This is a genomic window from Pedobacter sp. ok626, assembly GCF_900100435.1.
GTDB lineage: Bacteria > Bacteroidota > Bacteroidia > Sphingobacteriales > Sphingobacteriaceae > Pedobacter.
The window spans coordinates 161,639-174,152 of sequence record NZ_FNEX01000009.1; the positions used below are offsets into that span (position 1 = coordinate 161,639).

Genomic DNA, 12,514 nt, shown 5'->3' on the forward strand with positions numbered 1-12,514 from the left:
TTGAACCAAAGTAGCCAACTTTGAACATTATTATCTACTTCATACCACTTTAAATTGAGTTCTTAGGTCTATAAATCTAAGTATCAGAATACGGCTTCTCCTTACACCAACGCCAAAGGGAGAATCCCGAAGTGGAAAAAAGAAAAAGGAATAATATAAGTTTTAAGTATAAAATAGCAATCTATGATTAGAAAAGCAATGCCCAATGATTTGGATATAATAGAAGAAGTATTGGAAGATGTAAAATCAAGGATGTATGACGACGGTATTGACCAATGGGATGCTGATTATCCCAACAAAGACATACTTAAACAGGATATTCAGCGCCAAGTAGGTTACGTATATATTGAAAATAATGAGCTATTGTCCTATATGGTGTTCAACGAATCCTGCGATAAAGAATACTATCTTTTAATGTGGAAGTATCCATCACCGTTTCTTGTTATCCATAGGTTATTTGTTAGCCCGTTGGCTCAGGCAAAAGGAATCTCCACTAAGATGATAAGATTTGCCGAGCAGTATGCAATTGAACATAACTATCTTTCCATTCGGCTTGACGCATTCTCTCTCAATGAAACTGCCAATACTGTCTATCTGAAAAAAGGATATGAGTTTGTCGGTACAGTGATCTTCCGCAAAGGACTTTTCAATTGCTATGAAAAAGCAATAAATTAAATTTCATTTTCCCAAGAATTCCGCTTGATCCACATTTTTTACTGTAATATTGACAGTTAAATGAAAAAACCCTTGCAATCTATTGACTTGCAAGGGTTTAATTTTATTCTAGTGATCCCGCTGGGATTCGAACCTAGTCCAAAAATCAGCGTTTAAATAGTATTTTGTATGGTTTTCAAATTCGACTCACCGAATCATTCACCATTTATTTTATACGTTTTAGCTGCAATTGCTGTATATAAATATAAGAATGTTTTTTGAAATAACACCTGTTTATTGACATCACTATTCAGGACAACTACGAAACTTTCTTTACAGGAAAAAGTACTGCAGATTTTAATGATCCTGACATATACAAAGAACTTGTAGGCGATTTTGAAAATGTAGCTTTCCCATCGACTATAGATGCTTCAAAATTTGGGTCTAAAATTCCACATCAAATGTCTGTAGCTAAGGAGATTTCTTTTACATTCATACAAGCCTTGAGGGATGTTGTAAGTGATTTTCATAATAACAGAACTAATCCATTATTTACACTCTTGAAAAATAAGAGTGGTGAAATTAAAGAAGCGGATTATAAGCCCATTAGTGATTTGGTAAACGATCTGAATGAAAGCATTGAAGCGCTCCCTGATGTACAAAATATTAGGGAAGATATAAAATCTACAATTCAAGATGCTGTAGGGCTTACTTATTCCCTGGCGTATTGCGTAGATTTGGACGTTACCTGCAATTGTACAAAAACCAACGTGAAAAAATTATGATACTTAATAGACAAGCAAAAATTGGACTTTTTGAAAAAAATTTACAGAACAAAAAAGGACTTTTTCTTTTTGATTTCAAGACCAAAGAAAAAAAATATTTAGAAGAGTATTTAGATTGGAAATCTAAAAGTATTTCGCCAGACGGTAGAAAAATAGCAATCACAATTAATTCGCAACAAACAAAATTAGAAAAAACTGACTTGGTAGTAATAGAACACGATACTAATACTGTTCTTCTGAATAATTATAAATATTATGTTTATGATATAGCGTTTGACATAACAGGAAGTAAATTATTAGTGGTCGCCAATAATAAAAAACCTTTTTGCCTTGACATAATTAAAAACGAAATAATTGCGGAACTTCCAAAGCTAATCAGACTTTACAAAGGAGATTTAGATTTACAAAATGACACTTTTCTAGCTCCTTGCGAACAAAAAAAAGAAACTTGTTATTTGTTCAATTTTAAAACAGGACAAACAGACGTCCAAAAAATTGGAACAAAGGAAATAATTAGTCGAGTTAAGTATTCTGTTGATTTTACTTCTATATATGTTATTACGGAAACAAACATTTTGTATTGTTTCGACCGAAATTTTAAAACAAAATGGAGTAAAGATTTTAATAGCTTAGGACGAATTAATTCTTCTGAAATTTATTCAACGGAAGATGGAAATTATGTAGCAGTCTATTCTACATCTACCAAAACAAATAATTGGGGTGCAGAATTTGTGATTAATAGCGAGAATGGAGAACTAATTAATCAAATTGAGGGGTATCAGTTTAGAGGCAGATTCGCTACAAACTATTTTGATAATAAAGTTTTGCTACATACATTTAAGACCACAGATTTATTAACTGGAGAAGTTTCTGAAAACCAAATAATTTAAAAAACAATTGCAGGTAACAAGGGTTTTGCGTCAGGCGGGCTGAAGTGCAAAATTCAACGGCAGTTTTTCAATTAAACATTAGTAATAAAATCGGCTTTTATGCTTCGATTTCCCGCCCGAACGCAAAGCCCCGAAACGTTAGTGGCAACGGCAAGACGACATTCAACTTACAGATAGAAACCCGACCAACTGACACGAAAAAATTACCGCACAAAATTGCCTTACAAAAAATTAGATTTTAGATGAATAAGATAGCGCAGAATAGAAAAGTATCTTTTTGAATTTTTTTCAAGCCGATTTGATACTTTGGATATTTTTTCCTTGTCAACATATAGAGATAGAGTTTACCAAATGGGATAGGTTCAGCCGAAATGCCGGGGATGCCTACCAGATGATTAATCTGCTGCAAAAAAATGGGATCAATCCCCAAGCCATAGAGCAGCCGCTTGATATGGCTATCCCCGAAAATAAATTGATGCTGGCTATTTATCTGGCCTCTCCTGAAGTAGAAAACGACAGAAGGGCACTGAATGTCTTTTATGGTATGAGAAAGGCAAAGGACTTGCCAGAAATACCTTTATAACTGCTATGAGGAATACGGTGTACTGTGGTAAAATCTACATCGGGCAGTATAAACAGGAAGAGGCATACTACATTAAAGGCAAGCACGAGCCTTTGATCAGCGAAGCGTTGTTCTACAAGGTTCAGGATGTACTGGATGGTAACAAGAAAGGAGAAAGACCCGGAGGAAAGGTTCTGCTGAATGAGCATTTTCCGCTTAGGGGGCTTTTAACCTGTCCGCGTTGCGGCGGCAACCTTACGGGCAGTGGTTCTAAAGGTCATTCGAAAATATACTACTATTACCATTGCACAAAGAAATGCAGTTTCAGGTCTAAATCTGATATTGTGAATGATCTTTTTGAAAAGGAGCTGACAAAGTTTGAATTTAATCCACCTTTGAAAGATGTTTTAAAAAAACTTTTGCTCAATAACTACAAATCCTTTACAGGCGGTATTGATGAAAAGAGAAAATCTGTTTCAAAACAAATAGATGTGATCAACGAAAGAGTATCGAAGGCAAGAGATCTTTATCTTTCTGATAAACTGGATGAAGACGATTATAGGGAAATAAAGAGCAGTGGAAAATTAGAGACTGATAAGCTGGAAGAAGAACTGGGTTGCCTGGTTTCAGAAACCAAGACATACGACATTCAAACCAGGCTTGATCATGCCCTAAATGCTATATCAAGCATCTCAAAGCGGTATAAGCAGGGCGATATGGAAACAAAAAGGATGATTGCCAGTTCGATATATCCCAAAAAAACTTGAATTTGATGGAACGGCGTTTCGAACTGCTGAAATGAATATAATTGCAAGGTATATCTGCTTGACTAACAGTGAATTAATGAATAAAAAAAACCGACATCAAATCGTTGAAAATTTTGATGTCGGTTGTGTGATCCCGCTGGGATTTGCACCTAGTGCCAAAATCAGCGTTTTTACAATATCTGGATGGCTTTTAATATTCGACTCCCCGAATAACGCACCTTTTTTTTAATATACTTTAGTTGCAAATACTATGTTTAAATATAAACTTTTATCTGTTAAAATGCAACTTGAATTCATTTATTTATTCTTTTCCCAAGACAATTAAACAATATTGATATACAGACAATTGCTTTTTATTTACAGGGAATCAGAAACATAATATCAGTCTTTAATACTTAAATTAAAGACTGATATTATGTTTATCATCATCCGACTGGCATGTAAAGCAAAAATGAACAAATCAATATGCTCACTTTATTAAACATAGTTTCAAATAAAAAAACAGCGATTTTTAAATACCTTTTTCTCGATTTTCTCTTAAATAAAAAAAATAGAGAATTAAAATTATTAAGGATCCCAGCAATATCCCACCAATGGTATCGGTAAACCAATGTGCACCCAAATAAATTCTGGATGGCACAACAAGCACTAAAAAAAAGCCAGAGATTACGGCCAACATTATCCTTAAATTTTTCGCTATACTTTTTACACTGAACATTAACAGGATAATAAAACCAAAAAACAAAGTATAGGAAAATACATGTGAGCTGGGAAAACTTTTAGTTTCTAAATCCTCTACTACCCTAACCAAATCGCTATTTGGCCTCTGTCTATTAATTGTTTTTTTAACCAATACAATAATTGTGGAACATGGCACTACCGCTAATATAAAATAGGCTTCCCTTTTATACTTATTTATAAAGAAAAAAGCCGCTGTTATTAAGATTAAACTGAAGTATATATATGGACTATCGGCAAAGAAACTAATAAATAGCATAAATTTATCCAAACCGGCCCCAGCATGTTGCTGCACAAATCTGGATGCATCGATATCGAATTGATTAATTGGATAATTAATTACCAAATAACTTAAATTAACAAATGCTGATAACAGTAAAATTGAGAGAAACGTATAATGTTTAAGTGTCATAGAGATAAATATATACCAAAACGAACAATAAATAAAATATTCTTTTGCATATTTTAATTTTCACTCACTTTCGGTTAACATCTGTAAATACCAATTGGTTTTTGCTAAACTAAAAGATTTTCCTAAATTTAGTAATTTAGCAATTATCCCTATTTTTTCACTAAAAACAATCTCATTTTATGAAAATCCCTAAAAGTCTTCTAATTGCAATCGCTTTAAGTGCCGTTGCCGTATGCAGTGTAACAAAAAAAACAGATGCCTGTACAAGAGTCGTTTATAAAGGTCCAAACAACACTATTATTACTGCGAGGAGTATGGACTTTACTATCCCTATTCCTTCCAACCTATGGCTTTTCCCCAGAGGTATGGAACGCAACGGAAGCACAGGGAAAAATACGATGAAATGGACTTCTAAACATGGTAGCATGACCACCAGTTCTTGGGATATTGCTGTGTCTGACGGCATGAATGAGAAAGGACTTGTAGCTAATCTGCTTTGGCTGGTAAGTTCAAAATATCCAGAATTCTCGAAAGAAGGTAATAGTAGAAAAGGCTTGTCCGTTTCTCTATGGGCGCAATACGCCCTGGATAATTTTGCCACGGTAGCGGAAGCAGTAGCACAATTTAAAAAAGAGGAATTTGTTATTGTTACAGATTTTATCCCGGGTACAGATAAATTCACAACGGTACACTTGTCTCTATCAGATGCAACCGGCGACAATGCTATCCTGGAATATATAAATGGAAAGTTAGTGATACACCATGATCCATCTTATACCGTAATGACAAACGACCCGGTATTTGAACAACAACTGGCCATAAACGAATATTGGAAAGGCATTCCGGGCAATATCTTTCTTCCTGGTACGAATAGGGCGGCAGACAGATATGTACGCGCTTCCTATTATATCAACGCCATTCCGCAAACAGACGATACAAGAATTGCGGTAGCTGGTGCTTTCAGTGTAATCAGACAGTGTTCTGTTCCCTATGGTATTTCTACCGAAGGTTTTCCAAATTTATCTACAACAAGATGGAGAACTGTTTCTGACCAGAAAAATTTAGTATACTATTTTGAAGATGCCCTCAGTCCGAATGCGATTTGGGTTGATTTAAAAAAAATGGATTTCAGCAAAACAGGTAAGGTGAAAAAATTGGCATTAGATAAAAACCAAATATATGCTGGTGAAACCTCTAATCAATTTGTAGAAACCAAACCTTTTGTATTTCAAGGTATTTAAGCTTAAAAACACTTTTTAAAGTAGTAATTTCCCGACCGGTCAATGATCGTCCGGGTCTTTCTTGTTAACGCCTTAATATTAAGTATCCTTATATGCGAATATTTCATCTAAAGTACTGTTTAGCTTTATGTTTTTGCTTAAGTTCAGCTTATGGGCAAAGCATAATTGATTCCGTTGAAATAACGGTCAAACCGTATGTTGGACTTCGTGGCCATACTGCTATTTTCGACAAGCAAATGGAACTTCAGGAAAACGCATCGAGAATCGGAACAGAATTAAGTATCAGAAAAGGAAAAATCGGTTTTGTTGCTGGGGTAGAAATACAGGTGAATATGTTTAGAGGAAGTTCGTCATTCAATGCTGATGGAAACTTATCAGGTGGATTTCTGAACATCCAAGCCTCGCAGACGCAACAGGTTTTTGGAAACCGTTTGGGATATCTAGGAATAGATCTGGATAAATATGGCACCCTTACCATCGGAAAACAGTGGAGCGTTTACCGGGACATCAGCTCGTACACAGACAGATTCAATGTCTTCGGGTCAAGAGCATCCGCAACTTTTGTTGGCGGGACAGATGGCGGTGAAAACGGAACGGGACGTGCAGATCAGTCTATAATCTATAGAAACCAGATTGGCCCTTTACATTTTGGCGGCCAGATTCAGGCAAGAGCCGGCAATAACAATCGGTTTATCGATGGATTTGGATTATCTACCCAACTGGAAATAATGCAAGATTTTTTCTTTGGAACAGCTTATAACCGCGCTTTTCTAAGCAAGAATACGATAACCGGTGGAAAAATATTAGGGCTTTCCGGACATCCGACCTATATCACTTTAGGTACTAAGTATATGGGTAAGAAAATAGATTTCAGTATGATCTATGCATTCCAAAAAAGCGGAGACTTTGCGCAAGGTTTTTACATAGATCCCCAATCCGGAGAAGTCAAACCGACGGTCGTTTTCGACGCCAAAGGAATTGAAATCTTCGGCAAGTATAAATTTGATAAAATAGCCATACTTGCCGGTTACAATCATTACGCGCCAATAATAGGTCACATTTCAAATGTCTTCGGTCAACTTCCCGTCCATAAGAACTTCAAAAGAAACGATTTTATTGTCGGCATCGCCTATCAACCGCTCAAATTTGTTCAGTTTTATAGCGAGCAACGTATATCGACCGGAAAAAATGCTGTTGGAGAACAAGAAAAAAGTGTTTTTACATTGGGTATGAAAATAGATGTTTCTAAAAAGTTCAACAAAGTAGTTCTTTTATAAACTACATCCGATTTTATTATAAGTTATGAAACGACAAATCATCATCTACCACAAATCAATTTCACTTGTATGTTTTATGGCTATCTGTTTTGCCACAAAAGCACAGGAAGTAACTAAACTGATCCAGGCTTCTGTTCAGGTTTCCAGACCTACATCTGCCCTGCTTGAGGTTACAAGTATCGGATATGGTGCGGCGTTAAAAGGCATGTATGGCTTTGGAAGTGACAACCAGCAAGTAACCCTGGAAGGTGGCTATAATCGTTTCCCGGTTAAAAAACTCCCAGCCAATATTCAGGCTTATTACTCAGCTGTTCCAATTTATGCGGGCTACCGTTACATCATCAAGCGTTATACACTCGAGGCCCAGGCTGGAATATCGCTAAACCGAATTATAGGTCGTAATACCATGCGCTCAATGAGTAGAAATGAAACTGACTTTGGCTGGGCGTTGGCTGTAGGTTATCTATTGAAAAATTTTGAAGTCGGCCTCAGATATCACAATTCAGATGTAAAAAATACCGAAGACAATTTAACTTTTCTTGGAATACGGATGGCTTACAATATTAAGTTGTAGGTCGGGCTTATGCCTTGAATAAATATTAAAAATTATGCTCAAAAAACAAATAAGTAATTTCAGAATCCGCAGGCTAGTTACTTGCTCGCTAATGATTTTTTGCCTGCAAGGCTGTATAAAAGAAGCGCTACCAAATATTGAAGCAGATGTCATTGCGGTTGATTATGTTGCTGATGATTTTTTTGCAGAACCTCAGATCAGCAACAGGGAAATAAAGTTATTTCTCAATAAGGAAAAAAACAACATCAACTCATTTAAATTTCAATTTAAATTATCCAGAGGTGCTACAAGTATACCGCAATCAGGTACACCTCAAGATTTTTCTAACCCCGTTGAGTATGTTGTAACATCTGAAAATGGTGAATTTAAAAAAACCTACAAAGTTACAGCTACTGATGAAAAACTGGCTTTTACACCATTATCCTTCGACTTTGAAAACTACAGCATTGAGAACCAAAACAAATACACCATATTTTATGACTTAAGTAACGGTAAAGCATCAGATACCTGGTCATCCGGAAACGCAGGATTTGTGCTGAGTATTTCACCACTTAAAAAAAAGGAACCTTCGCTTTATCCACTACAGTTCACAGAACAAGCGCATAGCGGAAAGTATGCTGCTAAATTGGAAACAAAATCTACTGGAGTTTTTGGGTCCAGTGCAAAAAAACCTATCGCAGCAGGAAATATTTTCCTGGGAAAATTTGATTCTGGAAATGTAATGGGTGATCCGTTAAAATCTACGATGTTTGGTATTCCTATTGCTAAAGCTCCTGCTTCTTTCGAGGGGTTTTACCATTATACACCGGGAGAACAGGTGATTGACGAAGAAAGCAAGCCAAGTAGTGAAATTGAATCTTGCTCATTAGTAGCTGTACTTTTCGATGCGGAAGCTTTGTTTTTGTCTTCGGGATCTTATTTCCTAAATGGCACCAACATCTTAACGGATAAAAGCATCGTAGCAAAAGCTGAGTTGTACGATTCCGAACCAACTCAAGGCGACAGGTATAAACCATTTTCTATCCCTTTTCAATACCTCTCCCAACCCATTGGTAAAGATTTCAATACTGGCCGTTACAAAATTGCAATCGTGTTAAGCTCAAGCAAGAACGGCGATCGTTTTACCGGGGCAATTGGAAGCATATTATTAATTGACGACTTAAAAATAAATATCCTATGAAATTTAAATTATTTACAACCGCTGTTTTTTGTTTTTTCTACACCTTAACTTTCGCACAGAATCGTTCAGCCTTTTTTGATTCTTTTAAAGCTGATAAATTGGTTTTTCGAGCCGGATTTAATATTGGTGGTATAGCTCCAACTTCTATACCTCAGGAGGTTCGTGATATTGAAGGGTATAAACCCATTACTCCTTTCTCTTTTGGTGTAGAAATTCCTTTTTTCCAAATTGACAATAAATGGGAGCTAATTACGGGTCTGAATGTTAAAAGCAATGGAATGAAAGCCGGCGCATTTGTTGAAAATTTCAGAGGAATGATCAATTTGGAAAATACGCCCTACCAGAATATATTTGGATATTTTACAGGTTCTGTTAAAACTAATGCACACAATTGGTATTTAGAAATACCTATTCAGGTGCGTTATTCATTCAACGAGAAATGGAAGATGCTTGGTGGAATATCCTTTTCGAATACGATATCCAGATCATTTGAAGGCGGCGTTAGAGATGCATATATAAGATTAGGCGCACCTACAGCACAAAAGATTGATGTTCCTAATGCAACTTTCAAAACTTCAAGTCAGATTAGAAAATTTGATTTCGGAGGACAATTGGGTGCTGAATGCCGTATAAATAATATTTGGGACATCAGAGGAATGGTCAATTATGGCTTTACCAATGTACTTAATCCGCCTAAAGAAAACTTGCCGGTTTCATTGCATAATGTTTTCTTCAATTTGACTGCCGGTTACGCATTACCATTAAAAAAATAGCATTCAAGTCTATTCTAGATCCGAAATATTCACAAGTATTTTAATTAAAAACAGAACACATGAAATTAAAATTTATCGCAGTGCTTTTTTTCATTAGCACATCTATAACTATAGCACAGACAAAACAAATCCTTATAGAAAATGTAAGGCTCATAGACCATAAAACAGCTGCACTTACAGAACCGATGAATGTCTTAGTTTCCGGTCAGATAATTCAAAAGATAAGTTCTTCTGCTATTGCTGTAAACGGCTTGGATATTGTAAAAATTAATGGTAACGGTAAAACCTTAATGCCTGGTTTAATTGATGCCCATGTACATATGGTATTTGGGTCCTTAACGATGGCTCAGATGATGGCTCCAAATACTTCTGAAGAGGCTCTAATAAATAGCGTCGGGATTTCTGCGCAACAAATGCTCATGCGGGGATTTACAAGCGTTCGTGATGCGGGAGGTCCAATTTTTCCTTTAAAATTGGCCATCGATAAAGGTAAAATTGCGGGACCACGAATCTGGCCATCCGGAGCCACCATTAGTCAAACAGCAGGACATGGCGATTTCAGAACACCAGATGAACGTTCACGTCGGTTCTTCGGGAAGCCTTCCCGGGCAGAACAACTTGGTGCTACATTTATAGCCGATGGCCGAGACGAAATACTAACGGCAGTTAGAGAAAATTTACGCTTTGGAGCAAGTCAGATAAAGCTGATGGCGGGCGGAGGAACTTCCTCTGCCTACGACCCGATTGATGTTACCCAATATACACTAGACGAAATGAAAGCTGCGGTAGAAGCAGCGGAAGACTGGGGAACCTATGTAATGGTACACGCCTATACACCCAGAGCGGTACAACGTGCCGTAGAAGCAGGTGTAAAGTCTATAGAACATGGTCAGATGCTTGACGAGGAGACATTGAAATTACTAGCCGAGAAAAATGTCTGGTTAAGCCTTCAGAATTTGATGGATAACCATGATAACATGGACGAGCAACGCAAAGAAAAACGGAAACCTGTATTAGACGGACAAGACAAAGTATGGCCTTTAGCTAAAAGGCTAGGCGTAAAATTAGCTTGGGGAACAGATTTCCTTTTTGAACCTGAACTCAACAAAGATCAAAATAGCTATATCGTCCGGCTTCAAAAATGGTTTAGCAACGCAGAAATTTTAAAAATGATTACACAGGATAACGGTGAGTTGCTACAGCTTTCCGGACTTCGAAGCCCATATCCTGGAAAAATTGGCGTAATAGAGGAAAACGCCTATGCCGATTTATTATTGGTTGATGGCAATCCACTAAAAGATCTATCCTTAATCACCAATCCAGAAAAAAACTTTTTGTTGATCATGAAAAATGGACATGTTTATAAAAACACTATTAAAATTAAAAAATAACAATGATAATAAAGGTGATTCCAAGAAAGGGATTGCCTTTTTTAATTAGTATAACTTTGATATCGATCTGTAGAAGAGATACAATTCTCAAAAGTGACGAAGAACCACTTTCACTGAAATATGCATACAGACAGAAAAAACACTTATTTTGATCCGATCAACAAATTTGGTTATTTTCGTTTAGCGATCTTATTAAACCTCTAACCACGATATGCAGAATCTAGCCACTTTTTTAACCCGTCTACAGACTTTTGATTTACGCATTATTACCAAGGGCGAACTGCAAAACCGGATAAAAGAGGAAGAACAGAAACAAGCCTATAGCCTTGTTCATGAGACACAGTATTATAAGTCGTTTAGCTATAAGAGTGAAACCAGGGTATTGAAAGATACTGCGCTGATAGACCTGCTATCTCTTAATGACATTAGTATAAAAAGGGAACTTGCACAACTAAAAAAATTAAAAGAAAGGTTTAAATTGTTCTGGACAAACTTCCAACAAAGTTACAGGGAGTTTCAAACAGAATATCCCCGCAGTTATATCTTTTCAATCGGTCTTGATCGTTTATTTATTGTCAGAAACCTACAACCCGATCACAGCGATATTTTTATTGGTGATGAATTTGTGGAGAGTTTGAGCGATTCGGTCAAACTCCGGGAGATTTTTTTAAATGAACTAATCAATGACATTGAAGAAACGTTATACCCTAAGGAAACGTTTGAGGAATGGAAAGCAAAGCAGAAAAGCCCAGAAACAAACAAAAGCATAAGTACTGATCTATCTGCTAAAGTTCCTTTTAATGAAGATGCAGGCTTGCCAAAATTCAACGAATTGATTACTGGTGATTTCTTACAACTGATGAAAATCTATTTTTCCGAAGCACATCATATCGGGCTTACTGCTTTAATCAATGCTGGTGTAAAGCCTGAAAATCAGCTTATCTTTAAGGGAAATGGCAATCAGCTTGCGGATGCTTTTAAACAGCTTTATGAAGCCAACCTGATTGTAGGTTGTAAAAAATCCGAACTCGAAAAATGGATTGCCCAGCACTTTCTATATGCTACAGGAGACGTACCAAAAGAGTATACAGAAGGTTGGCTAAGCTCTGTAATCTCTACAGATACTAAGTACTGTAAATCCCCGATAATGGAAGTTTTAATAAAAGAAAAGATTTCTACCATTATTCCTACTGTCAGAAACAAGAAAAATAGTAAATATTAGTAGGGAAACAGTAAGGATGCGGTTTGACCTGTTGTAACCGTACAAAAC

13 protein-coding genes are annotated in these 12,514 nt (G+C 36.4%); 12 read left to right on the forward strand and 1 reads right to left on the reverse strand.

What is annotated here, in order from left to right:
• The first annotated feature begins 183 nt into the window (after positions 1-183).
• The 5 genes from BLS35_RS14375 to BLS35_RS14395 all read left to right on the forward strand — a co-directional run bounded on the left by BLS35_RS14375 (position 184) and on the right by BLS35_RS14395 (position 3,658).
• Positions 184-675, forward strand: coding sequence for a GNAT family N-acetyltransferase (locus tag BLS35_RS14375; RefSeq protein WP_090782182.1), 492 nt, complete (start codon positions 184-186; stop codon positions 673-675).
• A gap of 440 nt (positions 676-1,115) precedes the next feature.
• Entirely contained in the window at positions 1,116-1,439 is a 324-nt protein-coding gene (locus BLS35_RS28080) for a hypothetical protein (RefSeq protein WP_207909189.1), read from the forward strand.
• Positions 1,436-2,329 (forward strand): hypothetical protein, encoded by an 894-nt coding sequence (locus tag BLS35_RS14385; RefSeq protein WP_090782184.1) that lies wholly within the window; start codon positions 1,436-1,438, stop codon positions 2,327-2,329. The genes BLS35_RS28080 and BLS35_RS14385 overlap by 4 nt, the downstream gene beginning before the upstream one ends.
• A 277-nt stretch (positions 2,330-2,606) precedes the next feature.
• Complete coding sequence (locus BLS35_RS14390) at positions 2,607-2,912, forward strand: recombinase family protein (RefSeq protein ID WP_165973417.1); 306 nt, start codon at positions 2,607-2,609, stop codon at positions 2,910-2,912.
• A gap of 5 nt (positions 2,913-2,917) precedes the next feature.
• Positions 2,918-3,658 (forward strand): recombinase family protein, encoded by a 741-nt coding sequence (locus tag BLS35_RS14395; RefSeq protein WP_090782188.1) that lies wholly within the window; start codon positions 2,918-2,920, stop codon positions 3,656-3,658.
• Positions 3,659-4,169: 511 nt separating this feature from the next.
• On the opposite strand, the gene BLS35_RS14405 is transcribed toward BLS35_RS14395, so the two are convergent.
• Entirely contained in the window at positions 4,170-4,808 is a 639-nt protein-coding gene (locus tag BLS35_RS14405; RefSeq protein WP_090782192.1) for a phosphatase PAP2 family protein, read from the reverse strand.
• Between the two features lie 179 nt (positions 4,809-4,987).
• Here BLS35_RS14405 and BLS35_RS14410 point away from each other — a divergent pair, with 179 nt between their 5' ends.
• The 7 genes from BLS35_RS14410 to BLS35_RS14440 all read left to right on the forward strand — a co-directional run bounded on the left by BLS35_RS14410 (position 4,988) and on the right by BLS35_RS14440 (position 12,466).
• On the forward strand, positions 4,988-6,049 hold the full coding sequence (locus BLS35_RS14410; RefSeq protein WP_090782194.1) for a linear amide C-N hydrolase: 1,062 nt from the start codon (positions 4,988-4,990) through the stop codon (positions 6,047-6,049).
• A 236-nt stretch (positions 6,050-6,285) separates the two neighbouring features.
• Entirely contained in the window at positions 6,286-7,326 is a 1,041-nt protein-coding gene (locus BLS35_RS14415) for a porin (RefSeq protein WP_207909190.1), read from the forward strand.
• A 25-nt stretch (positions 7,327-7,351) separates the two neighbouring features.
• Positions 7,352-7,900 (forward strand): outer membrane beta-barrel protein, encoded by a 549-nt coding sequence (locus BLS35_RS14420; protein WP_132226069.1) that lies wholly within the window; start codon positions 7,352-7,354, stop codon positions 7,898-7,900.
• A 34-nt stretch (positions 7,901-7,934) separates the two neighbouring features.
• Entirely contained in the window at positions 7,935-9,080 is a 1,146-nt protein-coding gene (locus BLS35_RS14425; protein WP_090782200.1) for a PCMD domain-containing protein, read from the forward strand.
• Positions 9,077-9,853: a porin family protein gene (locus tag BLS35_RS14430; RefSeq protein WP_090782202.1), complete on the forward strand. Its 777-nt coding sequence runs from the start codon at positions 9,077-9,079 to the stop codon at positions 9,851-9,853. Before BLS35_RS14425 ends, BLS35_RS14430 begins: the two co-directional genes overlap by 4 nt.
• A 59-nt stretch (positions 9,854-9,912) precedes the next feature.
• Positions 9,913-11,244 (forward strand): metal-dependent hydrolase family protein, encoded by a 1,332-nt coding sequence (locus BLS35_RS14435; protein ID WP_090782204.1) that lies wholly within the window; start codon positions 9,913-9,915, stop codon positions 11,242-11,244.
• 211 nt (positions 11,245-11,455) lie between these two features.
• The gene (locus tag BLS35_RS14440) at positions 11,456-12,466 is read left to right on the forward strand and encodes a hypothetical protein (RefSeq protein ID WP_090782207.1); all 1,011 of its coding nucleotides are present in this window, start codon (positions 11,456-11,458) and stop codon (positions 12,464-12,466) included.
• The last annotated feature ends 48 nt before the right edge of the window (positions 12,467-12,514 follow it).

Coding starts and splice junctions, on each gene's coding strand:
- BLS35_RS14440 (WP_090782207.1), top strand. CDS start 11,456: ATGCAGAATCTAGCCACTTTTTTAACCCGTCTACAGACTTTTGATTTA.
- BLS35_RS14425 (WP_090782200.1), top strand. CDS start 7,935: ATGCTCAAAAAACAAATAAGTAATTTCAGAATCCGCAGGCTAGTTACT.
- BLS35_RS28080 (WP_207909189.1), top strand. CDS start 1,116: ATGTCTGTAGCTAAGGAGATTTCTTTTACATTCATACAAGCCTTGAGG.
- BLS35_RS14430 (WP_090782202.1), top strand. CDS start 9,077: ATGAAATTTAAATTATTTACAACCGCTGTTTTTTGTTTTTTCTACACC.
- BLS35_RS14395 (WP_090782188.1), top strand. CDS start 2,918: ATGAGGAATACGGTGTACTGTGGTAAAATCTACATCGGGCAGTATAAA.
- BLS35_RS14385 (WP_090782184.1), top strand. CDS start 1,436: ATGATACTTAATAGACAAGCAAAAATTGGACTTTTTGAAAAAAATTTA.
- BLS35_RS14410 (WP_090782194.1), top strand. CDS start 4,988: ATGAAAATCCCTAAAAGTCTTCTAATTGCAATCGCTTTAAGTGCCGTT.
- BLS35_RS14420 (WP_132226069.1), top strand. CDS start 7,352: ATGAAACGACAAATCATCATCTACCACAAATCAATTTCACTTGTATGT.
- BLS35_RS14435 (WP_090782204.1), top strand. CDS start 9,913: ATGAAATTAAAATTTATCGCAGTGCTTTTTTTCATTAGCACATCTATA.
- BLS35_RS14375 (WP_090782182.1), top strand. CDS start 184: ATGATTAGAAAAGCAATGCCCAATGATTTGGATATAATAGAAGAAGTA.
- BLS35_RS14405 (WP_090782192.1), bottom strand. CDS start 4,808: ATGACACTTAAACATTATACGTTTCTCTCAATTTTACTGTTATCAGCA.
- BLS35_RS14415 (WP_207909190.1), top strand. CDS start 6,286: ATGGAACTTCAGGAAAACGCATCGAGAATCGGAACAGAATTAAGTATC.